Source organism: Alteromonas sp. 07-89-2, assembly GCF_013113925.1.
GTDB classification, from domain to species: Bacteria; Pseudomonadota; Gammaproteobacteria; order Enterobacterales; family Alteromonadaceae; genus Alteromonas; species Alteromonas macleodii.
Genome location: NZ_VTYM01000018.1, coordinates 50,229 through 76,766, shown reverse-complemented (window position 1 = coordinate 76,766; position 26,538 = coordinate 50,229). Strand labels below are relative to the sequence as shown.

Genomic DNA, 26,538 nt, shown 5'->3' with positions numbered 1-26,538 from the left:
GTTATGGAAGCCTTTTACTCTTTGTCACAGTCCTTTAACTTAGCCCGCTAGGCTTGCAGGACTGTTTCGCGATTAAAAGGCTTCCATTTAGACCAAAATTCGTAAACCAAAGGACAACAGGCCCTAGATAATCCCCTTAAGCATGGCTAACCCCACTGCGTTACAGGTGCTTGCGTCCTTGATTTCTCCACGTTTTATTTTCTCCTTTAATTCATTTAAGGAGAGTGAAACAACGCGCAAGTCTTCTTCCTCAACATCGAGTTTTTGTGCGCCTTGGGTGAGGCCTTTAGCTACATAAATGTGATAACCCTGATTACAAAAACCGTATGCTAAATATTGAAATCCCACATATTCCATTGAATCTGCAGTTAAGCCAGTCTCTTCTTTAAGTTCACCTTTCGCCAATTCAACAGGGTCGACATCAGGGTTACTTTCCCATGCACCTTGAGGCAACTCAAGCTGGCGCTCTTTTATGGTATAGCGATATTGCTCAACCATGTAAACCGTATCGCCTTCTATCGGTAAAATAATAGCGAAGTCAGGCTTTTCCACCACGCCGTAAATGCCTTCGTTTCCACTGCTGCGTTGTATTTTGTCTTCTCTTACGCGAAGCCATTTGTTTTCGTACACAACTTTTGTATCTAGTGTTTTAATATCAGCCATGCCTCACTCCTCACTCACTGTCTTTTTCGTTTCGAAGAAAACCTGCACTTTCTTCCGTCTCTTTAAGTGTTAGGCGATCGTCAGGGTTTTTATTAAACGCTCGGGTTTGTTGATTAACTTGATGAATGGTACTTGCATTGGCTAAGTCTGATTCATTAGTGATTGAAGCGATGGTCTCTCTACCGCGTAAGAATGCTTTAATTTCGTCGACGATTTCCTTCAATTCTCCGTCGTTTTTGTTCATTCCCATTACAAAGCGCGGGGCTTCCAGATTGTTCATACCGCTAGTGGCGAATATAGAAGTGTTAATTCGGCTAGTAATGATCCACGGTGTGATACTGCTTCTAACTACGACATTTTCAGACCGTGTAGAATCGTGAATTGCCATACCTGTTGAAACTCTAGACTCGGTATACGTGCCTTCGGTTTTCATGTACATAAGCAAAGAGTTAAAGTTCAGCTCGCCCCAAAACATGTGAGACGCGTTATTTAAAATACTTCCTGCCGCTCTGAAAGTAAGCCAAGCGAATATCAGCATGAGTAAATTATTGACCATAGAAAAAGCATTGTTCAACAGTGCGCTGTTATCTACACCGATATTGATAACCAGATGTAGTAGCTCAGCAAGCTGTACGCCAGATGAGTAAAACAATACCGCGGCAACAACGACGGCAACTTGCGCAATGGCGCTCAGCGCTACTTTAGCCCCTCTGGGTAATGCCACCCCCTCACTGAGGGTTGGCTGAGTTTCTATCAGTAATTCCCCTTCGAAACTACCCTTCCCTTCAGCCTGCTCTTTAAGCTTAGGAACAAAATCGGCGTATATTCTGTTTGGGACTTCCTTGTAACGACGGTTGGCAAGCACGATGTTTTCTATATTGATAAAAATCTCATTGGGATGAACAGACTCTTGCATGTTTGCTCGAAATTCGCTGACTTCAGTTTGTGGTGTCACTAAATCCATGCGCTTTTTAAGCAATGGAAATACAAGACCTATCACCACGCCGATACTGATGAAAAGGTATACAAAGTTCAGCCAAGCGCTAAAAAAAGCATGTTCTTCAGACCAAGTTTTAAGTTCATTGATATTACTTCCCACCACACCATCGAGAAACACACCCGCACCAAGAGGAACGACTAGTGCTAATCCAATGATTACACCAATTGACAACCCTCCCGCTTTAGCAAGTTGCGAGTTTCCTTCGTTATGGATGCCCTTTGCCGTAGAGGTCCAGTTGGCAACAAAATAGATAAGCAATATCAAAGAAAGAACAGGCATAACGACAATTTTTGCGACTTCACCTGCAAAGCCATTACTTACTAAAAAATAGACGATGGCGTAGGTAACTAAGCCCACGATAAGTGTCGCCCCCATGGCTAAAATTTCTTGGGCAAGATGGCGTAGCGGGTAAGGTAAGAAAACAAGCTTAGGAAAAACGCTGTGAACTAGCCGAGCGAGCCAGCCTTTTGGCTCCTCAAAGGTAGTATTTCGTCTTCCCATAAGCATAGAGTGCAGTGACTCTTTTGAGTAAAGCAGGGATTTTTGCTCTGCCTGAGCAGCATCTTGTTCAGATTTTGAGAAGTTGTAGGCCAGTGAAGTGGGAACCGTTCTACCTACAAAAAAGCGCATAAGTTGAAGGATACCAACCGCCGTATGGCGTATTCCCGATACTACTAAAACAAAACCAACCGCTAGCAAGGTATAGCCTTTCACCTTGTTGGCTTCAAATATTGCCGGTACTGTGAAAACAACGTAAACCGCTAACAATAGCGTTAAGACACCACCCAGTGTTCTAAGCGCTCCTTCTGTCTTAAATGGGTTCTTTATCCCTAGAGTCTGAGAACCAAAATCATAAGCCATGATGCATCCTTTCGAAAACAAAAGGAAAAATCATACTTAGTGTAAGTAGATTGAGCAATGATTTTAAGTAGAGCGCCCCGCCAGTCAGAGACTACAATTTTTTAAGCTCGGGCTATTTACCGTTTTTAATCTACGTTAAACCCCGCAATAGTGCGTTGCAGTAACTGATTGTTGCTCTGCATTAAATCGCATGTATTTTGGGATAGGAAAACGCAAAAGTGAGCTAACGGGACAGCGTCATCACTTAATTTTATACTTAAAGTACGAGCGAAGCAGGAACAGTGCTAACCGTTGAGTTCAATTAATGCTTACTAAACAACAATACACAGGCAAGAAAATTAAAAAACGCTTTGGCTTAACAGATTACAATCCATGATCGGATTCAGAAGTTTTGTGACGGAAAATATAGCCAGCAGAAGGACTCTGCTGGCTTGCGTAGTTAGATATATTCTACTTCGATGATTTCAACTTCAACTGCGCCGGCTGGCGTTTGAATCGTTACCATGTCATCAAGCTCTTTGCCTATTAGACCACGAGCGATAGGTGAATTAACCGAAATCAAGTTGTTCTTAATATCAGCTTCGTCATCACCAACAATACGGTAGGTGGTTTCTTCATCGGTATCGACGTTTAGAATGGTTACGGTAGTGCCGAAAATAACCTTTCCCGTATTTTCCATTTTGGTAACGTCGATAATCTGTGCATTTGATAGCTTGCCTTCAATATCTTGAATGCGGCCTTCACAGAAGCTTTGCTGCTCACGGGCCGCGTGATATTCAGCATTTTCTTTTAAGTCACCATGTTCACGTGCTTCGGCAATAGACTCGATAATACGTGGGCGTGTTTTGGTTTTTAGCTCATTTAATTCGTCACGCAGCATTTGAGCGCCGCGCGCTGTCATTGGATACTGACTCATGAATACCGTCTCACTTAGCTAGTAATTTAAACAGAAAAGTGCGCCGCAAAGGCGCACTTTTTATTCGTTCACACAAATGTAATATTGCTAGGATACCTCGTATCCTAGCGTATGTCATTAGTGTTTGAGTCTAGCGTGTAGTTCTTGAACTGACGCCACTTTATTGCGGTCATCAGCAGACTTAGCACGGATAGTTGCGAACGCTGCGTTCATTGTCGTGGTGTAGGTTACCTTGTTTAGCAAGGCTTCACGACGAATGTACACTGAGTCGGTGATGGCTTGACGACCTTCTGTTGTATTAATCAAATACGCGTATTCGCCATTTTTGATTGCATCAACAATATTAGGGCGGCCTTCAGACATCTTATTAACCACAGTACTCATTATGCCTGCATCATAAAGCTCGGTAGCCGTACCGCGGGTAGCTTCAATGCTGAAGCCCGCTTCGACTAACGCTTTTGCCAGTGCGATCATACGAGGCTTGTCGTTATCACGTACTGAAATTAACGCTTTACCTTGCTTAGGTAGTGGCGCACCCGCACCTAAGTTAGCTTTAGCATAGGCTTCTTCGAAGGTATCGCCAACGCCCATTACTTCACCCGTTGAGCGCATCTCTGGGCCTAGCAGTGGGTCAACACCTTGGAACTTAGCAAATGGAAGCACCACTTCTTTCACAGAGTAGAAAGGTGGAATCACTTCCTCTGTTACGCCCTGCTCGGCTAGGCTCACGCCAGCCATTACACGTGCTGCAACTTTAGCAAGAGGTACACCCGTTGCCTTAGAAACGAATGGAACGGTACGTGCTGCACGAGGGTTAACCTCGATTAGGTATACTTCACCATCTTTAATCGCAAACTGTGTGTTCATCAGACCGACTACGCCAAGTTCAAGCGCCATGGCTTTAACTTGTTCGCGCATGACATCTTGAATCTCTTTTGAAAGCGAGTGTGGAGGTAATGAACACGCAGAGTCACCAGAGTGAACACCCGCTTGTTCAATGTGTTCCATGATGCCGCCAATCACTACGTCTTTGCCGTCGCAAATAGCATCGATATCAACTTCAATAGCATCATCCAAGAAACGGTCTAGCAATACTGGCGCGTCGTTGGACACTTTAACCGCTTCATTAAGGTAACGCTTAAGATCTTTGAGGTCATACACGATTTCCATCGCACGACCACCTAGCACGTAGCTTGGACGAACCACTAGCGGGAAGCCAATCTCTTCAGCCATAGTTAGCGCTTGCTCAACGTTAGTTACCGTGGCATTCGCAGGCTGCTTGAGGTTAAGCTTGTTCACCATTTGCTGGAAGCGCTCACGGTCTTCGGCACGGTCAATCGCTTCTGGTGAGGTACCGATAACCGGTACACCCGCCGCCTCTAGTGCACGCGCAAGTTTAAGTGGCGTTTGACCACCATACTGCACGATAACGCCTTTAGGCTGCTCTTTAGCAACGATTTCAAGTACATCTTCCAACGTTACTGGCTCGAAGTACAGACGGTCTGATGTGTCGTAATCGGTAGATACTGTCTCAGGGTTACAGTTGACCATAATGGTCTCGTAACCGTCTTCACGCATTGAAAGCGCCGCGTGAACACAGCAGTAGTCGAACTCAATACCTTGACCAATTCGGTTTGGACCGCCGCCCAAAACCATGATCTTGTCTTTGTCAGTTGGCGCTGCTTCACACTCTTCGTCATACGTTGAGTACATGTAAGCTGTACTGGTCGAGAATTCTGCTGCACAAGTATCTACACGCTTGTAGACAGGAGAAATTCCAAAGTCACGACGGGTTTCACGAATATCGCTTTCTGCCACTTTGGTTAGCTCAGCAAGACGCGCATCAGAGAAGCCTTTACGCTTAAGTGCGCGCATAAAGTCAGCATCAATACTCGGTAAACCAAGCTCTGCTACTTTAGCTTCAAGAAGAATAAGCTCTTCAAGCTGTACAAGGTACCAGCGGTCGATATTAGTAAGGTTAAATACCTCTTCAACCGTCATGCCCATACGGAATGCATCACCGATGTACCAAATGCGCTCTGCACCAGGCTGACGAAGTTCATAAACCACTTTATTACGTGACTCAGGGTCTTCAAGGTCAACCATTGGGTTCAGGCCTGTCGCACCTACTTCAAGACCACGAAGGGCTTTTTGCAGTGATTCTTGCTGGTTACGGCCAATCGCCATCACTTCACCTACAGACTTCATTTGGGTAGTCAGTCGGTCGTTAGCACCGGCAAACTTCTCAAAGTTAAAGCGTGGGATCTTAGTCACTACGTAGTCAATAGAAGGCTCGAAAGAGGCTGGCGTTAAGCCACCTGTAATATCATTCGCTAATTCATCTAGCGTGTAACCTACCGCAAGTTTCGCAGCCACTTTCGCGATTGGGAAACCTGTTGCTTTCGACGCAAGCGCTGATGAACGCGATACACGCGGGTTCATCTCGATGATGACCATACGGCCAGTTTTCGGATCTACACCGAACTGTACGTTTGAACCGCCGGTTTCAACACCAATCTCACGCAGTACAGCCATCGCTGCATTACGCATTAGCTGGAATTCTTTGTCAGTCAGGGTTTGTGCTGGAGCAACTGTGATTGAGTCGCCGGTATGCACGCCCATAGGGTCGAAGTTTTCGATAGTACATACAATAATGCAGTTATCTGCTTTATCGCGTACTACTTCCATTTCGTACTCTTTCCAACCTAGCAACGATTCATCGATAAGCAGCTCGTTGGTAGGTGAAAGGTCTAAGCCTCGGTGACAAATTTCATTAAATTCATCAATGTTGTACGCGATACCGCCGCCGGTTCCACCCATGGTGAAAGACGGACGAATGATACAAGGGAAGCCGATGCGGCTTAGTACATCGTGCGCTTCATCCATGCTGTGCGCGATTTCCGCACGTGGACATTCAAGGCCGATGTTTTTCATTGCTTTGTCAAAGCGCTCGCGGTTTTCTGCTTTATCGATTGCATCTGCCGTTGCACCGATGAGCTCACAACCGAACTCTTCTAGTACGCCGTGCTTGTCTAGCTCTAGCGCACAGTTAAGCGCAGTTTGTCCACCCATTGTAGGTAAGATGGCATCTGGACGTTCTTTTTCGATGATCTTGCGAACCACTTCCCAGTGAATAGGCTCGATGTAAGTCGCATCTGCCATTTCTGGGTCGGTCATAATGGTTGCTGGGTTAGAGTTAACCAAAATAACACGGTAGCCTTCTTCTCGAAGGGCTTTACACGCTTGCGCGCCTGAATAATCGAATTCACAAGCCTGGCCGATAACAATAGGGCCAGCACCAATGATAAGAATACTTTGTATGTCGGTACGTTTTGGCATAGCGGGCTAATTCCTACTGCTTGTGTTGTTCAATAAGTTCAATGAAGTGGTCGAATAACGGTGCCGCTTCATGAGGACCTGGGCTGGCTTCAGGGTGTCCCTGGAAGCTGAACGCAGGCTTGTCGGTGCGGTGAATACCTTGCAGCGACTTGTCGAACAACGAAATGTGAGTTACTTCTAGGTTATCTGGCAAGCTAGACTCATCAACAGCAAAACCGTGGTTTTGGCTAGTGATCATAACTACATTGCGCTTAAGGTCTTTAACCGGGTGGTTTGCACCGTGGTGACCAAACTTCATCTTAACTGTCTTCGCACCACTTGCTATAGCAAGTAGCTGGTGACCAAGACAAATACCAAATACAGGCGTACCGGTTTCGACGATAGTTTTGATTGCGGTTACTGCATAGTCACATGGCTCTGGGTCGCCCGGGCCATTTGACAAAAATACACCGTCAGGATTCATGGCTAGTACGTCTTCAGCAGGCGTTTGCGCTGGTACTAACGTAACTTTACAACCGCGGTCAGCTAGCATGCGAAGAATATTATTTTTAACACCGTAGTCAAAAGCAACAACGTGATATTTGAACTCGCTTGGTGTTACATAACCTTTACCAAGTTCCCAACTGCCTTCTGTCCATGTTTTTGGCTCAGTAATACTTACTACTTTTGCCAAATCCATGCCTTTAAGGCCAGGGAAAGCTTTTGCTTGCGCTAGTGCGCTAGACTCGTCTAATTCATCAGAGCAAATAATGCAGCCGTTTTGTGCACCTTTGTCTCGCAAGATACGCGTTAAGCGACGTGTATCAATGTCGGCAATACCCACAACGCCTTTCGCTTTAAGGTATTCAGACAAAGTTTGCTGTTGACGAAAGTTACTAGCAACAAGAGGTAGGTCACGGATGATTAGACCTTTCGACCAGATTTTATCTGCTTCGACGTCTTCTTCGTTAGTGCCGGTGTTGCCAATGTGTGGATAAGTAAGGGTGATGAGTTGTTCAGCGTAGGATGGGTCGGTGAGAATTTCTTGATAGCCGGTCATGGAAGTATTAAAAACGACTTCCCCAACGGCGGAGCCTGTAGCGCCTATCGCCGTACCTTTAAAAACAGAACCATCCTCTAACACCAAAAGGGCAGAATTAGCCAAGTCAACCTCCAGATTAAGGATAACTATGTGTTTGTGCAGTTTTCTGCACAAACCCCACAAAAAACGGGAGTTATTGATAACAATACATCCCGTTTTACGATCTTTGCAGCTAATAAAACCGCACTCTTCAGCCATTTTGGCGGCCTCAGAATACGAAATTCTGGCAAATTCCGGCGAGTATACATCACTGACCGAAAATGGCAAATTTATTTGTAATAATTTACTAAAATACCGCTTATACCACCATTTTTGCGCAGAACCACCGAAAGTACGGCTTATTGCTCATTTAAAGTGCAACTTTAGTTTAACACCTTGATAACGCCCTCAAGCTCGCCTGCTAATTTAGCTACAGCATGCTGGCATAAAAACGCCTATAGCTTTAAATCAAGTACATCAACCATGGAGTATAGACCAGGTTCTTTTCCATACAACCACTTTGCTGCATGCACTGCGCCTTTCGCAAAAGTAAGTCGACTTGATGCCTTGTGCGTAATCTCTAGGCGCTCACCAATATCTGCAAATAAGGCTGTGTGTTCACCGACGATGTCTCCGGCTCGAATAGTTGCGAAGCCAATAGTACCTTGGTCGCGTTCAGGCTCTTTTCCTTCTCTGCCGTATACAGCGCAGGTTTTTAAATCACGGCCCAATTCGTCGGCAATGGCTTCACCAATGGCCATGGCTGTACCAGAAGGCGCGTCTTGTTTAAATCTGTGATGTGCTTCTGTTATTTCGATGTCAGCCGTTTCACCCAGCACACTTGCAGCTTGTCGAACTAGGGAAAGCATTAAATTTACGCCCACACTGTAATTAGCCGCAAATACGATAGGTATATGCTTTGCTGCTTCGTCGAGTGCCGCCAACTGTGAATCGTTTAATCCAGTAGTTCCAATAACAACAGGCATTTTATTTTTAACGCACCACGTAAGATTACTTTCAATAACCGAAGGCAGGGTGAAATCGATCATTACATCTGCATCATTACCACTTAAATCTGATAGCGCAGTACAATCAACGTCTTTTTTTCCAATGCCTGCAAGTTCGCCTACATTTAGTCCAACCCAAGGTGAATCATCGCGTACCGTTGCCACGCTAAGTTGTGCATCGTCACTTAAATCTAGCGCTTCAACTAAAACCCGTCCCATACGCCCGTTGGCGCCAAATAATCCTACTTTCATTTTTTCGTTTTACACTTTTTTAGACCTTCAACTGTGAGGCATTTTGCCAAATGCCGTCACTATTGCAATGTGAGATTCATATTAAATAGGCATAACAAGGAATCGGTAAGATTTAACCACTACCAATCTGCATAGTTCTTTGCCAAAGCTTCAGGCTCGGGTGTAAAAAAAATTCAGTACACGATGCTTAGGACATGTTGAGCTTTACTGCGCATTTTTGATGCAAAGATCAACATGTCCTAATTGCAACACTAAGACAAACAGAGGCTTTCTGCCGTTGGGCCTACTTGTTTTATAGAGAAAGTTAAGCGACGCTATGGCAATTAACAGATGACCGAGTACTTATTCGTCACCGCTGAACGGCAAGTGTGAGTAAGTCAAAATACAACCCAACTAAATTTACTATGCAAAAAACTCTTATATGGGATATTCCCACCCGGCTTTTTCACTGGCTTATTGTAGCGAGCCTTTTAGCGCAATATGCAACAGTAGAATGGCTTGAAAACAAAGTTCAATGGCACTTTTACATTGGGTACTTCACCTTATTCCTTATCGTTTTCCGCATAATCTGGGGATTTGTTGGTACGCAACACGCCAAGTTCAGTAGCTTTATTACTGGTCCCAGAAAGGTTTTCAATTATATAAAAACCTTATTTAATAGGCAGTCCGAACCCGCTATTGGCCACAACCCTTTAGGCGGATGGTTTGTCGTCGTTATGCTAGTGTTGCTTACCATACAAGCGGTATCGGGATTGTTCATGACCGATGATATTTTCTTAGACGGTCCCTATCGCCAGTTAGCCGGAGAAGAAACACTAGCGCTAATGAACACTCTGCATCACCTTGCCTTTGATGTGTTACTGTACGTTATCGCACTTCATATAGGCGCGGTAATATTTTACAGCGTGTATAAGAAGCAAAAATTGGTTCCCGCCATGGTGCATGGCAATAAGGAGTCAGCAACAGCAGGTATTACTGACTCGCGAATTCTACGTGCTTTTGTTGTGGCGCTCATCGCCGCAGCAGCTGTATATGTGGCTATTGAAGTATACCCGCCAGCTCCACAGGCAGATGAATATTACTACTAGCTAAACAGCCGTGGGCTTGTTGACCAAGCCCTTCTCTCGCATGAGCGTCTCAATCTCGCTTACGCTTGACGGATCATCGATGGTTGAGGGTACGGCAACAGATTCATTGGCTGCAATTTGACGCAGAAGTTTGCGGAGTATTTTACCTGACCGGGTTTTGGGTAAACGATTGACGACGATGGCTCGCTTAAAGCACGCCACTGGCCCGATTTTATCTCGAACCCGTTGAACCAAATCTTGCTCAAGAGCCTGTTCATCAACGGTAACGCCGTCTTTTAGCAGTACCAATCCAACTGGCAATTGCCCTTTCAGTGCATCATGGATGCCTATTACACTACATTCAGCAATGGCAGGATGTCCTGCAAGCACTTCTTCCATTTCACCGGTAGATAACCGGTGCCCGGCAACGTTTATGACATCGTCGGTGCGACCCATAATAAATACGTAGCCACCTTCATCTACGTACCCGTTATCTCCGGTGCTGTAATACCCTTCAAATTCTCGTAAATAGCCATCAACAAACCGTTGATGGTCTTGCCAAATCGTTGTCAAACAACCTGGGGGAAGCGGTAACTTGATAGCAATAGCGCCTTTTTCACCGGTTACTTGCTGTTCATCAGCACCCTGCAATACCTTTACGTTAAATCCAGGTGTAGGCACGCTTGATGAACCGGGTTTCGTGGCCAATGGTTCAAGCCCCATCGGGTTTGAACAAATTGGCCAGCCAGTTTCGGTTTGCCACCAATGGTCGATAACGGGAACACCTACTTTCTCGCTCGCCCAGAAATATGTTGGCGGATCTAAACGTTCACCCGCCATAAATAAGGTACGCAAGCTCGACGTATTGTATTTAGATAAAAACTCAGCATCAGGGTCCGCTTTTCGTATCGCTCTAAATGCTGTTGGTGCAGCAAAAAGCACATTCACTTTGTGAGACTCTATCATACGCCAAAATGCACCGGCATCAGGAGTGCCAATGGGTTTTCCTTCGTACAGTACCGTCGTTGCGCCTTTTATAAGCGGGCCATAGACAATATATGAATGACCGACCACCCAACCAACATCCGATGCAGCCCAAAAAATATCGTCCTCACTAATACCGTAAATCGCGCCCATTGAATAATGAAGAGCAACCGCGTGCCCGCCATTATCTCGAACAACACCCTTAGGTTTACCGGTTGTACCTGAAGTATAAAGAACATAAAGCGGGTCAGTTGCATCGACGGCAACAGGAGAAGCTGGCACGCTAGCTTCAACCAGAGAGAGCCAATCGTGATCAGTTGCTTCATTTAACTCAGCAATTAGCTGAGCGCGTTGATACAACACGCATGCCTGTGGTTTGTGCTCTGCTAATGATATTGCTTCATCAACAAGAGGCTTGTACGGTAGAACTTTATTGCCTTCAATGCCACATGACGCAGTAACAATAACTATCGGTTTTGCGTCATCTATTCGTACTGCAAGCTCATTTGCGGCAAAGCCGCCAAACACCACAGAGTGCACAGCTCCCAAACGAGCGCAAGCAAGCATCGCGATCACTGCTTGCGGGATCATGGGCATGTAGATAATCACGCGGTCACCTTTCGTCACACCCAAGCGAGATAAGCCGCCTGCGAACTCGGCAACACGGTTTAATAGCTCTTTGTAAGTAAAGTGCTGAGTGGTTTGTGTAACAGGTGAGTCATAAATAAGCGCGGCTTTATCGCCACGACCATTTTTTACGTGATGATCGAGCGCTAAATAGCTGGTGTTAAGCTGCCCTCCCCTAAACCAGTCGAAGTAACCATTATCGGTAGGTTGGCATCCTTTTTGAGGAGGTTGAAACCACGCTAGCTTTTGTGCTTGGTCTAACCAAAACTCATCGGGGTGCTGGGTCGAGGCAGTATATTCATCTTTATAAGTCATAACCATGTCCTGAGTAGGGTTTATCTTCACCCTACGATAGTTACATGACATCTACTAATAAGACTTCAGGCGTAGATCGACTAACAAATTGATTTACATAAAGTTAAACTTTATTTCCCTATTTGATAACAAGAGGTATCGAAGCGGTTGTTTCAACGCATACTTGAATAAGCCCTCGACTGCGTAAGGTTAACTACCTTCTTTATATTGCTTCTCACTAATTTTACTTTTCCAATCATCTACACTCATGGGTTTATCTAAATAATATCCCTGAAATGCTCCGCAACCACATGCCTTAGCTTGATCTAATTGACCCGTTGTCTCTATTCCCTCAGCTACGGTATTTATGTGTAACGCTTTGGCCATGTTGCAAATACTTGTAACCAATAATGTTTTTTGCTGCGAGCCTTCCATCGCTTCGACAAATACCCTGTCCACTTTCAGTTCGGTAATTGGCAAGTCTTGAAGATAATTTAAATTTGAGTCACCAAGACCAAAATCGTCGATAGATAAACTAAACCCTTGTTCCGCTAATTCTCTAACGCGACGTTGAATAACGCTCACGCCTCTTATCAATGCACCTTCAGTGAGCTCTAGAGTTAAATTTTTGTGTGACACGCGCCACTTATTTACTATTGCGACAAACTTACTCACAAAATCAGCTCGCGCTAAGTGCATTGCACTGATATTGACAGACAACTTAGTGTTAATGTTCTCTGACTGGCATTCACTAAGTAACCTGCAAGCTTCGTTGCACACCCACAGCCCGAGTTCAGCAATAAAATCATTCTCTTCGGCAATAGGAATGAATTCAGAAGGGCTTACTGTACCCATATGAGGATGCTTCCACCTTAACAACACCTCTGAGCTTATAACGCTCTTCGTTGCATCATATTGAGGTTGAAGCTCAATATATAACTCGTTGTTAGAAATAGCCCTGCTCAGAGAGTGTTTAATGTAATTGTATCGCTCGATATCACTTGCATTAACATGAAAATACTCGTGCTCCGACTTAAAAGTAGAAGTATTTTTTACCTCTCTTAAAGGTTTTCTCGACAATAGTTCTTTTATCTTTTTAAACGAAAAATGCTTTGTTGGAACCGTGCAACTTATGGTTTGCGTTTCAATATTTAAGAGGCTGTTGTGCAGGGTTATTGGCGCTAGCACGTGATCGTGGATAAGAATAGCGCAATCGTGTGCAGCATTTAGAGACTGTGCTTCTTCACTAAAATATTGATGAAGATGAATATAAAAAGCGCCTCTCTCACATTTGAAGATACTGGCTGAATTGCGCTTGTTAATTTCGAATATGCGAATGAAGCGACTGGCCAAAATTCTCAGAATATAGTCTATCGTTGGCTCCCCAAACGCATTTTCGTATTCTTTTATGTTACAGATAGCAACGCGCATAAACGTGGCAAATGGTTTAGATGACTTGTCGTCATGAGCTTTATCGCCAAGGTATCGCTCAAATTGGTGTAAGTTCGGAAGACCTGTCACCGTATCGATTAAAGCGAGTTGTTTGTAATGCTCAATTTCGTGGTTTTGATTAGTGATATCGCGCACTGAGGCGATAATTAATTGTTGATTATGCACAGAGCATTTCGACAAATTAACTTCACAGGCAATACGTTTACCATTTTTATGGCGAAGACATTCGTTTACCGAGCCATTTTCGCTACACCATGCTAAACCCGCTGGTAAGTTTATGAAACAAGAAGGCGCATCGGTATTTTGCACCTTGGTTGATATTAATTTTATATCTTGCCCAATCAGCTCTTCGGGCTCAAAGCCTAATACGGAATAAACGCGTTCATTTGCAGTTAAAATAGTGCCATGTTCATCTATGCTTAACACCACGCTATCCACATTATTCAATAAACTGGTCAGATAATCTGTGTAGTTATGTTGTGAATCCGATAGACGCTGTATTTCCGTTTCATCCTGCACTGCGCCATAAAGCCGGGTTAATTTAATTCCGCTAGTATTTCCTCGCTGAACCTGTAAGAAGACGGTTAGTTTTATACTTTTTCTGCGACCTTGCTTGTCGTGAAATTCAAAGTGCTTTACGAACTCTCTATCTTCTTTAAGCGCTTTAAAAACGCGCTGCTTTAAGTCTCTTCTATCACTCGAGGTAAGCATATCGAGCACTTCATTAAGGCCGACGCTTTTTACACGAGGTAAGCCTAATAAGGCTTTCATCACCTCAGTCAGAGAAAGTACGCCTGTGAATCTGTCAATCTCCCACGCGCCCACTTTAGAAATTGAACTCACCTCTTCTAACAAGGCAAGCTGTTCGGATAACTTGTCTGAATAGGGATGACGCGCTAGCTCGTATTGGTAACTAAGCTCTACTTTTTGGCGCGTAATATCTATCAATGTATGTTGTAGAGGGCTCAATACACTGTGGCGTACAAAAGTGAGAACAACACCCATTACTTCATTTTGCATATCTCGCACGGTAGCGACTACTACATAGCTATCAGCATAATGTTCGAGTGAAGGGGGAAAGATAAAATCTTTGCAAGGTATTGGAGCGCTCAAAGGTGTAAGCGGGAGCATGAGCAATACGTGTGAAGGAAAAACAACACTCTCGGCTTCTAATGATAGGTGGTTTACGTCGCAAGATAATACCGTTGCTCTTCCATTGCTAGGGTTTACCGAGGCAAGTAATATACACAGAGCCTCTGTTTTCGTTCGACTTTCATTGAGCAACACAGAAATGTTTTGCTGTGTTGTGCGCATGGTTGACAACATGCGTTCACTGCGTAAATCCATCTAAGCAAACCTTTTGATATCTCTTCGAATTCAGCACAAACGATAGCAGCACGACAATAAAAGGATGAAAAGTTGTGTCGTGGTTTTAAGCGCTTTACAAGTTTTGCTGTTTCAGTTGTCTACGAGCTGTTTTATATTTTTTAAAAGCAGGACCTGCGAAGATTGGGTACCTAAACGCGTACCTTCAGTCGAAGAAAACTATCGCCAAGCCTGAGTGTTTAACATAGCCAAGAATTGTACAAACTTCCAGCAAAAACCCGTTAAAACGTTTCGAATCCGTGGAAAGTTCCTCTTTTTACGAATTAACTATTTGAAATTTGGGATAGTACTTGCGAGCTCTTTTATCTGAACAGGATCTAACACTACTGAGCTTAGCGCGCTAGAAACAGTTCGCGTGGAAAGGGGTGTATTTTTGCTAAAAAATTCACGGTCACGCAGCTTGAATTTACGCGTTATTGTCGGATACAAGTAATTTTCTGTCAGCCAAAGGACTGCCGCTACTTCTGGACCCGCAGCCATAAGCCCCGCAGCGAAAAAGCCTACGCCAATAGCGACCCTCGCGACTGCAGATTCCGATTGCTTTTCACCAAACAACGATGACAACTGCTTCGAATAGGCAAGAGCCTCAGCAGTTAAACACTCTTCTGTACCTTGCCCAGAAAAATAGTCATCTTGAGCTTGACGGTACGCTCTCAACTGTTTGCCGACATCACTAAACGGAGATACTAGTTCCGCCCACTTTGGCCCGCTATTCATTGATATATTTTGCGGTACACGCAATCCGGGTATTGAAACGTGCTGCATTTGTAACTCTTGATCTACTTTGGATAAATCAGCAAACGCTGAGCTAAACCGTGTTTCGACCAAAATTTGCTGTTTCGACAAAGATGTCTGGCTGCCCAAGCAAACACCAAAATTGTAGTGATACGCCTCACAGGCCAGGTGCATCATAGCTAGACGCCCTTGATGGTTATCAGCTAAGCACTCAGTGACCGCAGACTCCCAACGGGTTCGGGTAGCCTCTTTGTCGTATCGATTTGATTGTTCATACAAATCAAACACTCGTCGCCACTGGTCATGACTGACACTGCCAATTGTTAAGTCTTCTGGTGTGCGTTCAGCCAACCGCATGATCATTTGATCAAAGCCATGACTGATGTGTTTTTCTGGCCAAGGTATAAAATTATCCGTTTCTTCTAACAGTGGCTGCCACTTACGTAATTCTCGCTTCAAACTTGGCCATTCGGCAGAATTTTTCAAAACGTTGAAACTGGCAACACCTTGATCCGCCATTTTCTCTGGTAAGGAGACTAAGTCGGCGTTCCGCGATAAGATCCTTACAAAACCTTGCTCGATTAGTGACGTGAGCGGAGAACAACTGGGGTTTAGAATAGCTTGCCTTGCCGCACTATTATTAAGTAAATACCCATCATTGATAAGTATCTTCTCTCCTAATATAGCCTTCCTCACTAGCAATTGATTAAAGTAGTTTATATCAGCGTCGAATTGCCAAGGAAAACGCTCTACAACATCGTCCAGTGTACCTACATACGTTAGCGAGGGGCGCATCTTATCTCCATATTAAAAATCTGTTGTTAAGCACTTACGAATATACCACAGCGTATGGGTCTTAACGATGTACTCTCGTAGACACGTTCTACAAGGCTATAATGAAGTCAATTTCTGAGGTGGCTAAGTGTGTGGCGATGCCTGATGCTTATTACCTACAAAGCCCTGGACGAAAAAGTACACTGCTGTTTGAGGAAGGTTGCGAGTGTGCGCTTTAGCGCCACTCTTAATTTACCTGTATGATTTAATTATAAAATACTAATTAACGCATCGAAGTATTAATAGAGGTTTTGGGTCAGTAAAATGCAATAGGCACATTCTTACTGACCCGATATTAGAGCGCTTTCACGTGTTGAAAAACAAGCTTGGGCTAGTCCTTCTTATAGTCGTCATGGCATGATTTACAGCTTGCACCAATTTTACCGATTGCACCTCTATACGCGCTTTCATCACCCGCTTTAACAGCTGCTTGAAGCCCTTGCGCTGCCGTTTTAAGTGCCATCACTTTCTTTTCTACATCTGAGAAATTTTCCCAAATGTCATCTTTTGCGCCAGTTTCAACGTCATACTTACGGGTATCAACTGATAAATAATCGCCCATCATGTCAGCAAGTTGCTCTAGACGTACGGCATTTGTTTCCATAACGCTTTCGTCAAAAGGTAAAGCACCTTTTGCCATGCCACCTAAAGGTCCCATGTTACTGCGTACTAACTGAAAAACGGCCTGGCGATATTGTGTTGCAGCTCCCGCGTGTTTTTCTGACGTTGCTTCTGTCACGTCAGCAGCTAATACCGAGCCTGATAAGATTGCGCCTGCCGTGGCAGCGCTCAGTAGCAATTTAGTTGAAAATTTCATGCCTGTTCCCTTGTTAGGTAAATATTATTCATTGGTCTCAAACGGGCTTTTAAGCCTTGTAGTCAACAAGCTAAAAGTCCCGATACTTGGGTTATCGTGACGAATAGTCGGATGATGCGCAAGATTTTTAGCGGTAAAAGTAAGTAAAGAAAAGACTAACTCCCCCTTTCCTTCTTAAAGTGAGCACTTTCTATTACAAATACTAATCTGCATGGACAATTGGCCACTCATAAGAGCGCGTTTGAATGCCTTTCAAAAATAAAAAAGCCCTCAACTGAGGGCTTTCAAATGAAGTATGTACTACTAAGTAATTAGTTCGTTAAATCGTCAAAGAACTTTTTAACGCCGTCAAAGAAGCCTTGCGCTTTCGGGCTGTGCTTACTTGACGCTTTACCCATCGACTCTTCAAGCTCTTGAAGTAGTTCTTTTTGGCGAGATGATAAGTTTACTGGTGTTTCGACCACAACCTTACACATCAAGTCGCCCATGGCACCACTTCGCACTGATTTAACACCTTTACCACGTAGACGGAACATTCGGCCAGTCTGCGTTTCAGGGCTGATTTTCAGTTTTACTTTTCCATCTAGCGTTGGCACTTCTAGCTCGCCGCCAAGGGCTGCCGTAGTGAAGCTTAACGGTACTTCACAGTACAAATTGTTGCCATCGCGCTTAAAGATATCGTGCTCACGTACGTGGACCTGAACGTATAAATCACCTGGAGGTGCACCGTTCTCCCCGGCTTCACCTTCACCTGATAGACGAATACGATCACCAGTATCTACGCCAGCTGGAATTTTAACGTTAAGGGTCTTAGTCTTTTCTTTACGACCGTGGCCATGACAGCTGTTACAAGGATCTTCAATGATCTTGCCTTTGCCCGAACACGTTGGGCAAGTTTGCTGAACAGCAAAGAAACCTTGGCGCATTTGAACTTGGCCATTGCCGTGACAGGTTGGACAGGTTTTAGGTGAAGAACCTTTCTTCGCACCAGAACCATCACAGACTTCACACTCAACCAAAGTTGGCACGCGAATATCTACGCTCTTGCCACGAACCGCTTCTTCAAGCGTTAGCTCTAAGTTGTAGCGAAGGTCTGAACCTTGACGTGCGCGAGATTGACGACCGCCTCGGCCACCGCCGAAGATATCACCAAATACATCACCAAAAATATCGCCGAAATCGGCACCACCACCGAAGCCACCGCCACCACGGTTAGGGTCTACCCCCGCGTGGCCATATTGGTCGTATGCTGCACGTTTCTGCGAATCTGACAGAATTTCGTAGGCTTCCTGGATTTCTTTAAATTTATCTTCCAGGCCTTTATCGCCTTGCGTACGGTCAGGGTGATATTTCATCGCCAGCTTCTTATACGCCTTTTTAATTTCGCGTTCGCCTGCGCCTTTATCTACCCCGAGTACTTCGTAGTAGTCTCGTTTCGACATATCGTTTACATATCCTACTTTTTGTCGATAAGCATTTTATGCTCATCGAATCTACATCTGACTGTTGTGAAAATAACCTGAACACACATTCAATAAAGCCAAGTCATTTACACAACAAAGGCGCAACAAGAAATTCCTGCTGCGCCTGAACTGCTTACACGGCCCGCTAACATGCTATGTAACGGGCCTGACACAACAGTTTACTTCTTGTCGTCGTCTTTCACTTCTTCGAATTCAGCGTCAACAACGTCATCGTCTGCTTTACCAGAAGAAGCTTGCTGCTCTGCACCTTCTGCGCCACCGGCTGCAGCTTGCTGAGCTTGGGCCGCTTCCATCAGCTTGCTAGACGCTTGGATAAGCTCTTGCGTTTTCGCTTCGATGTCCGCTTTGTCTTCGCCTTTAACTGCAGTTTCAAGTGCTGAAAGTGCTTCTTCGATTGGCGCTTTGTCTTCTGCACTTAGTGCATCGCCAACTTCTTCAAGCTGTTTACGTGTGGCGTGAACCATACCGTCAGCTTGGTTACGCGCTTGAATCAGCTCTTCAAACTTCTTATCAGACTCTTTATTCGCTTCCGCGTCAGCTACCATTTTTTCAACTTCTTCATCGCTTAGGCCTGAAGAGGCTTTGATAGTGATCTTCTGCTCTTTACCTGTGTCTTTGTCTTTCGCAGACACGTGTAGGATACCGTCAGCATCAAGGTCGAATGTTACTTCGATTTGCGGTACACCGCGTGCTGCTGGACGAATACCTTCTAGGTTGAACTGACCAAGAGACTTGTTGCCACTTGATTGCTTACGCTCACCCTGTAGTACGTGTACTGTTACCGCAGACTGGTTGTCTTCAGCAGTCGAGAACGTTTGCGACTTCTTCGTTGGAATTGTCGTGTTCTTCTCGATAAGCACAGTCATCACGCCACCCATAGTCTCGATACCTAGAGACAGAGGTGTAACGTCTAGAAGTAGTACGTCTTTAACGTCACCTGACAGTACGCCACCTTGAATTGCTGCGCCTACTGCAACTGCTTCATCAGGGTTTACGTCTTTACGTGGCTCTTTGCCAAAGAATTCAGTCACGTACTTCTGTACTAGCGGCATACGAGTTTGACCACCAACTAGGATGATGTCGTTAATGTCGCCTACAGAAAGATCTGAATCAGCTAGTGCCTTCTTGAGCGGCTCAAGTGAATTTTTAACTAGGTCTTCAACCAAAGACTCAAGTTTTGCACGAGTAAGCTTAATAGCTAAGTGCTTAGGACCTGTTGCATCAGCAGTGATGTAAGGCAGGTTAACTTCAGTCTGTTGTGAAGAAGAAAGCTCAATCTTCGCTTTTTCACCGGCTTCTTTAAGACGCTGCATAGCAAGCGGATCTTTACGAAGGTCGATACCTTGGTCTTTCTTAAATTCTTCAACTAGGTAGTTGATAACACGGTTATCGAAATCTTCACCACCAAGGTGAGTATCACCATTAGTTGCTAGTACTTCAAAGGTGTGCTCGCCGTCTACTTCATCGATTTCGATGATAGAGATATCGAACGTACCACCACCTAAGTCGTATACTGCAACAACGTTGTCGCCTTGCTTTTTGTCCATGCCGTAGGCAAGAGCAGCAGCAGTTGGCTCGTTGATAATACGCTTAACTTCAAGACCTGCGATACGACCCGCGTCTTTAGTTGCTTGACGCTGAGAGTCGTTGAAGTAAGCAGGAACAGTGATAACTGCGCCAGTAACTTCTTCGCCAAGATAATCTTCAGCAGTCTTTTTCATTTTCTTAAGTACTTCAGCAGAAATCTGCGGAGGCGCCATTTTCTCGCCTTTCGCTTCTACCCACGCATCACCGTTATCAGCACCTACAATTTTGAAAGGCATGATGTCGATGTCGCGCTGTACTTCTTTATCTTGGAAACGACGACCAATTAGACGCTTGATAGCGAATAAGGTGTTTTCAGGGTTAGTAACCGCCTGACGCTTCGCTGATTGACCTACAAGTGTTTCACCATCGTTTGTATAAGCGATGATTGAAGGGGTTGTACGATCGCCTTCCGCGTTTTCAATTACGCGAGGTTTGTCGCCGTCTAGAACTGCGACACATGAATTCGTTGTACCTAAATCGATACCAATGATTCTACCCATTTCGTGTCTCCGAAAAAGTTTCTTAATTCTGTACTTTTAGTGGGGTTATTCCCCGACCTTTTCAATAGATGTCAGTAAAAAAACTGACATTTTTGTGTGTTTATCGCAAAAAGCGTGACTTACGCTTGCGTGTCCACACCACCACTTGGCGCACGCGATACCATAACCATGGCAGGGCGTAACAAGCGGCCGTTAATTTGATAACCTTTCTGCATAACCGCCATCACCGTATTAGGCTCGTGGTCTGCACTTTCTTGCATAGACATTGCCTGATGCAAGTCAGGGTTGAAGGTTTCGCCCTGCGGATCAATAAGGCTTAATCCAAATTTCTCAATAGTGCTTAAGAAAGTTTTGTGGGTCATTTCCACACCTTCTAGAAGCGGCTTAACCGCTTCATTGTCGCCATCGGTCATTTCGATAGCACGCTCTAGGTTATCGATAACCGGAAGCAACTCGCCAGCAAAGCGTTCAAGGGCAAATTTACGCGCCTTTTCTACTTCACCTTCAGCACGACGACGTGCGTTGTCAGCGTCTGCACGCGCGCGAAGCACGCCATCTTGCTGCTCTTTGATTGTGGCTTGCGCCTCAGAAAGTGCCGTTTCTAGCTCGTAAATGCGTTGTGCATTTTCATCAAGCTCTACGCCTTCTGCTTGTGACGCTTCTACTTGCGCTTCTTCAGCATTTTGTACAGTTTGATCAACTGTATTTTCTTGTTCTGCCTGCACGTCGCGATTATCGCTCATGCCTACCTCCAAACGTTTTTCTTAATTAGGCATTGCCCAATAACGTTAAAATTATTGGGAATAAGTCTGTTGCGCTTAGTTATGGGGCTAGATTTAAGGTGATCAAGGGTATCCACATTATTTTTGTGGGTGATTTTAAAAAAATATAAAAAAAGCCAAACTTCAATACTAAGTTTGGCTTCCTAACGCTTTAATGAGTTTTTTAATTTAGTTACCTAGTGGTACCAACTTGCCAAAATGTTGGCGTTCGTATTGAACCACTATCTAGGATAACACACTGAGGGTCATCTCTTTTGCAACCATTCCCTTTTATCCTGCTTCCCGTTTGCCCATGGTGCTTTCTGAGTTCACTTAGCATCAACCCGTGAACATCGCCCATATTGATACTAATTCCAGTCACCGTAATAGTTTCAATGCTGCTATCGAGACCAGCAGTAGACTTAGGGTTCTCATTATCCTGCGCTATAACTTTCTCTCCACTTAATTGTTGAAGTAGCTCTACCGAATTGGCGTATTTACCTGACGCTGGAAATGCTAATAGAGACTTCGCTTTCACCATATCCTTTTCCACAAACTCTCCATTGATATAAAGAACGGCTAATACATAGTTAGCGAGGTAGCTCATTCCTTCTTCAACTTCGGCTTCCAAAAATTCAACCGCAGTCGCTTTTTCTTCGTCGGTAGATTCATTATCAGAAAAGACGAGAACAGCATATTCCTCTGCCGTTCTATTAACGCCTTCATCTGCAGCAAATTTCATCAATCGCTTGGCTTCAGCCATATTCTTTTGTGTACCAATTCCCTGTGCAGCCATCCCCGCTGCTTGTCGGTAAGCTGGCAGGAAGCCCTGTTTGGCAGACTTATCAAAATAATAATAGGCATTTTCTAAATCTGTCTTTACCCCAGATTCGGGATTCATAAAGATGTGACCAAGGGAGAAGCTGGTTTGCTCATGACCTCTGGACGCCAAAGCTCGAAGTGTATTCAGTTTAGCAAGTGAACAATCTTCGTCTGCGCATTCAGGTTGATTCGGAATAGCCCAAACAGATGCAGATATTATAGTTGAAATTAGTAGTGAGATTCGCAGAATACGTGTGCTTGCTGAGTTTTGTTTCATTAAATTCCCTTTTTATTATTTCGGTCATGGCTAAGACCGACTTATGTGTAAATCCTACTGCTCAAAAAGACGTCGCCTTGTATAAAAACCTATCACTTATAGTTCAAATTGCAAATAATTAACTCCGAAATATTGCTTGTGTACCAACAGAAGATACCTCGCATGTGAAAACTATGTTAATGTAAATCAACAATAAAACGCGCTTTCAATTGCGCTAATAAATGCGTTCAACTACACGGAATATCTATGCTAAGTATCTGGACGGTTGGCACTATTGTTGGTTGTTATCTCCTCGCGCTTTTCGCTTTAGCATTTTGGGGCGATAAGCGTTTACGTGACAACCGGCAACACCCAATATTGTACAGCCTTGGATTGGGCGTGCATTGTACATCTTGGGCATTTTTCGGCACTACCTCTCAAGCAGCACAATATGGCTGGGCAGTTATCCCTACTTATTTAGGGATTATGCTGACTATGGCATTTGCGTTTCCTGTGGTGCTTCATATAAGCAGACTGTGTCAACAACACAACATCAGCTCTTTAGCAGACCTCATCTCACTTAAATACCAGCACTCCCACTTGATTGCCGCGCTTATCACTTTACTGTGTTTTTTCGGTGTAGTGCCCTACATCGCCCTGCAGTTAGACGCCATTACGAAATCAATAAATTTGTTGACTGACGACGCGCATACAAGCACGCCATGGTTAAGTATCTACGTAGCTATCTTGCTCGCATTATTTGCCATTATCTTCGGTACCCGTACACTCAACTTGACCGACAAACACCCCGGTCTGCTACTTACTATAGCGTTTGAATCGGTTATAAAGCTTGTTGCCCTGTGCGCTGTAGGTGTTTTCGTTTGCTTCTATCTGTTTGATGGTGTGTTGGATTTGGTGTCTAACGCCGCTTCAAACGCCAGTGCTCGAGAAGTCATTTATGCTGATAGCGCACCCTGGGTTTATGTATCACATGTTGTTTTGGGCGTTTGCTCTATGTTCGTTTTGCCACGACAGTTTCATATGAACTTCGTTGAGCAGAACGGTGAGGGGGAGCTTAGAACAGCAAGGTGGCTATTTCCCCTCTATTTATTTGGCATGACCCTTTTTATTATTCCTATTGCACTTGCAGGAAAAATGCTGCTGCCAGTGGATACGAGCTCTGATGCGTATGTGCTTGCCCTACCTTTACATGCTGAAAATATCGCGCTGTCGTCATTTGCTTTCATAGGAGGCCTTTCTGCAACCACCAGCATGGTGATTGTTGCAACCTTGGCGCTGGGAATAATGATCTCGAACAATGTTGTTACGCCACTTTGGCTAAAAGCGCGACTAAAGACTTCGCCCAATCGTTCAATGCAGCCAAACAAAATACTGTCTATACGTCGTATTACCGTTGTGGTCGTACTTAGCATTGCGCTCTGGTATCACTTGAATATAAGTCAGGCTGCACCTCTGGTTAAAAGCGGGGTGATTGCTATTGCATTATTAGCACAGTGCATGCCTGTACTTATGTTTGGTCTTTACTGGCCGAAAAGCAACAAAGCTGCCGCTATTTGCGCCTTATTGGTAGGGTTCACATGTTGGGCAGCATTCCTCCTCTACCCAAGCTTACTGTCGAGTTATTATTTCAACCCAGCACCCACTGACCAAGCGCTTGGTTTGGGCTTTGCCTTTTCCTTATTGGCTAATTGCCTAACATTCGTTACGGTTGCATCGATTACATCAAGACGTGGCATGAAGCCAAATGATACGCTCCTCACAGATCACGACACACCTCGTTTACTGGTAAAAGTGAGGGACTTAATTGCACTCACCGAACGTGTACTCGAAAGTGCCACGCACTCTCAACTGGTTAAGCAGCTATCAGTTGACGTCAATCGCGCCGCTAGCAGTGGTTATGCCAGTCAGGCGCTTACCGACAGGGTAAATAAGTTGCTTGCCGCACAAGTAGGAGCACCTAGTGCTCGTATATTACTGGGTGCCATCGCAGATACAGGCAGCGATAGCTTTCCAGAACTGGTTGACTGGGTAGAAGAAGCTTCTCAGTCATTTCAGTTTAACCACGAGGTACTTCAATCGTCAGTGCAAAACATTGAGCAAGGCATAAGTGTGCTTGATGACAAACTGCAGCTACTAGCGTGGAACGAACGTTATGTGGAGTTATTTGCCTACCCTAAAGGATTTCTAAAAGCGGGCATGCCCATTATCGATATACTTAGCTACAACGCAAACCGAGGGTTGTTTAGCCCCTCATCAATCGAAAAGCGCGTTAGCTACATGCTGGAAGGCACCCGTCATAAACATATTCGCAAACAGCCTGACGGAAAAGTGATAGAACTTAACGGCGCGCCGCTGCCTGGTGGCGGCTACGTGACTACCTATAGCGATATCACTGAATACATAGCAATTCAAAAAGAATTAGAAAGTGCAAAAGAAGACTTGGAGGCAAGGGTTGCGCAGCGTACAGCAGAATTAGAAGAAGCCAAACAACACGCTGACAAAGCTAACGAGAGCAAAACCAAATTTCTGGCCGCGGCTGGGCACGATCTCATGCAACCTTTCAACGCCGCAACATTATTTGCCAGCATGCTCAGCAAAAAGACGCAAGGCAGTGAACTGGCCACACTATCTGAAGGCGTGGTGAATTCTTTGGACAATGCTCAGAGCTTACTTTCAATGCTACTTGATATGACGAAATTAGACGCTGGCGTACTTACCCCTCAAAAGACTGAATTTCCGGTCAGTGATATGTTGTCTTCATTGGTGCAGGAATTTAGTGTCATTGCAAAGCAAAAAGGTATTGAGCTCAGGTATGTACCGACCAGAGTTATGGTGTACTCGGACAAAGTACTACTGCGACGGGTGCTTCAAAACTTGCTATCCAACGCAGTCCGCTATACCGCAAAAGGCCGTATTTTGGTGGGCGTGAGACGCTCAAGAGTCACAAATACCGAGCAGGTTATAAAGCTTTGTGTTTACGATACCGGACTAGGTATCGCCGACCACCAACAGCATGAAATATTTAGTGAGTTCCACCAGCTAGAGAGCAACAACAAAGGCGAAGGAATTGGATTAGGCCTGACTATTGTAGATAAGATATGTCGACTACTCGGTCATGAAGTCGGGCTGACTTCATCGCCAAATAAAGGAAGCTGCTTCAGTGTGGCTGTATCTAGAGCATTTCAAAGCGAAGCCTCGATTCCCACAGCATACAAAAGCAACACTAACCATGTTGACTCCCCTTTTAATAAATCGGTATTAACGAAGAACTCAGCAAGTGCGCCAAATAATTCAGTAAGCGTTCAAAAAAGCGCATTAGACAGCCGTTCTCGCCCTGTCTCCTCGCACTCCCATCAAATGCCCTCTTTAGACTCAGCGAATAAAAACAACAATGCATTTTTAAAAGACACCCGTTTTCTACTTGTAGAAAATGACGAGCAAGTGGCAAATGCAATGTGTACCTTACTGAGAGATTGGGGAGGGAGTACAACATTGATAGCGGGCGGAGCAGAAGTGTCGAGTATTTCACAAGAACACTTTGATGTGCTCGTCGCCGATTATCACCTAAATTATGGCGAAACCGGTTTTGACGTTGCAGCGATTCTTTCTGAAAATAACGTGAGTTTTGCCTTAAAGATTTTAGTCACTGCCAATAGAAGTAACGACATAAGAGAGGAAGCGGCGGAGCAACAATTTAGCTACCTGCCAAAACCCTTAAAGCCTGCGGCACTTAAGCGATTGCTAAAGCAATCGCTTGTTTAATAGAGAACTCGTGATCGCATTTGTAGTACGGCAGTAGGTATTTCGCCTCCT

The 26,538-nt window shown here is 44.6% G+C and carries 16 protein-coding genes; 2 read left to right on the top strand and 14 right to left on the bottom strand.

Annotated elements, in window-relative coordinates:
* Window positions 1-123 precede the first annotated feature (123 nt).
* From F0261_RS13215 to dapB, 6 genes are all read right to left on the bottom strand, one after another.
* Entirely contained in the window at window positions 124-663 is a 540-nt protein-coding gene (locus F0261_RS13215) for an NUDIX hydrolase (protein ID WP_014976126.1), read from the bottom strand.
* A 10-nt stretch (window positions 664-673) separates the two neighbouring features.
* Window positions 674-2,524 carry a hypothetical protein gene (locus F0261_RS13210; protein ID WP_171338191.1) on the bottom strand — a complete coding sequence of 617 codons (1,851 nt, stop codon included), beginning with the start codon at window positions 2,522-2,524 and terminating at the stop codon, window positions 674-676.
* 439 nt (window positions 2,525-2,963) lie between these two features.
* Window positions 2,964-3,440, bottom strand: coding sequence for a transcription elongation factor GreA (gene greA, locus F0261_RS13205; protein ID WP_014948981.1), 477 nt, complete (start codon window positions 3,438-3,440; stop codon window positions 2,964-2,966).
* A 117-nt stretch (window positions 3,441-3,557) separates the two neighbouring features.
* A complete protein-coding gene (carB, locus tag F0261_RS13200; RefSeq protein ID WP_171338190.1) occupies window positions 3,558-6,779 on the bottom strand; it encodes a carbamoyl-phosphate synthase large subunit in 3,222 nt (1,073 codons plus the stop codon).
* 13 nt (window positions 6,780-6,792) lie between these two features.
* The gene (carA, locus tag F0261_RS13195) at window positions 6,793-7,923 is read right to left on the bottom strand and encodes a glutamine-hydrolyzing carbamoyl-phosphate synthase small subunit (RefSeq protein ID WP_014948979.1); all 1,131 of its coding nucleotides are present in this window, start codon (window positions 7,921-7,923) and stop codon (window positions 6,793-6,795) included.
* A 371-nt stretch (window positions 7,924-8,294) separates the two neighbouring features.
* A complete protein-coding gene (gene dapB / locus F0261_RS13190) occupies window positions 8,295-9,098 on the bottom strand; it encodes a 4-hydroxy-tetrahydrodipicolinate reductase (protein ID WP_014976121.1) in 804 nt (267 codons plus the stop codon).
* A 404-nt stretch (window positions 9,099-9,502) separates the two neighbouring features.
* Here dapB and F0261_RS13185 point away from each other — a divergent pair, with 404 nt between their 5' ends.
* Window positions 9,503-10,186, top strand: coding sequence for a cytochrome b/b6 domain-containing protein (locus F0261_RS13185; protein ID WP_044583832.1), 684 nt, complete (start codon window positions 9,503-9,505; stop codon window positions 10,184-10,186).
* On the opposite strand, the gene F0261_RS13180 is transcribed toward F0261_RS13185, so the two are convergent.
* From F0261_RS13180 to F0261_RS13145, 8 genes are all read right to left on the bottom strand, one after another.
* Window positions 10,187-12,091, bottom strand: a complete 1,905-nt coding sequence (locus F0261_RS13180; RefSeq protein WP_171338189.1) for a propionyl-CoA synthetase — start codon at window positions 12,089-12,091, stop codon at window positions 10,187-10,189.
* Between the two features lie 189 nt (window positions 12,092-12,280).
* Window positions 12,281-14,869: a bifunctional diguanylate cyclase/phosphodiesterase gene (locus F0261_RS13175; RefSeq protein WP_014978867.1), complete on the bottom strand. Its 2,589-nt coding sequence runs from the start codon at window positions 14,867-14,869 to the stop codon at window positions 12,281-12,283.
* Between the two features lie 306 nt (window positions 14,870-15,175).
* Window positions 15,176-16,438 (bottom strand): hypothetical protein, encoded by a 1,263-nt coding sequence (locus tag F0261_RS13170; protein ID WP_171338188.1) that lies wholly within the window; start codon window positions 16,436-16,438, stop codon window positions 15,176-15,178.
* Window positions 16,439-16,808: 370 nt separating this feature from the next.
* Window positions 16,809-17,294: a cytochrome c gene (locus F0261_RS13165; protein WP_014978865.1), complete on the bottom strand. Its 486-nt coding sequence runs from the start codon at window positions 17,292-17,294 to the stop codon at window positions 16,809-16,811.
* A gap of 311 nt (window positions 17,295-17,605) precedes the next feature.
* Window positions 17,606-18,736, bottom strand: coding sequence for a molecular chaperone DnaJ (gene dnaJ / locus F0261_RS13160; RefSeq protein WP_171338187.1), 1,131 nt, complete (start codon window positions 18,734-18,736; stop codon window positions 17,606-17,608).
* A 200-nt stretch (window positions 18,737-18,936) separates the two neighbouring features.
* Window positions 18,937-20,865, bottom strand: coding sequence for a molecular chaperone DnaK (gene dnaK, locus F0261_RS13155; protein WP_171338186.1), 1,929 nt, complete (start codon window positions 20,863-20,865; stop codon window positions 18,937-18,939).
* A gap of 119 nt (window positions 20,866-20,984) precedes the next feature.
* A complete protein-coding gene (gene grpE / locus F0261_RS13150; protein ID WP_014948971.1) occupies window positions 20,985-21,608 on the bottom strand; it encodes a nucleotide exchange factor GrpE in 624 nt (207 codons plus the stop codon).
* A 211-nt stretch (window positions 21,609-21,819) separates the two neighbouring features.
* A complete protein-coding gene (locus F0261_RS13145) occupies window positions 21,820-22,725 on the bottom strand; it encodes a tetratricopeptide repeat protein (RefSeq protein ID WP_171338185.1) in 906 nt (301 codons plus the stop codon).
* A 246-nt stretch (window positions 22,726-22,971) separates the two neighbouring features.
* Here F0261_RS13145 and F0261_RS13140 point away from each other — a divergent pair, with 246 nt between their 5' ends.
* Window positions 22,972-26,487 (top strand): PAS-domain containing protein, encoded by a 3,516-nt coding sequence (locus F0261_RS13140; RefSeq protein WP_171338184.1) that lies wholly within the window; start codon window positions 22,972-22,974, stop codon window positions 26,485-26,487.
* The last annotated feature ends 51 nt before the right edge of the window (window positions 26,488-26,538 follow it).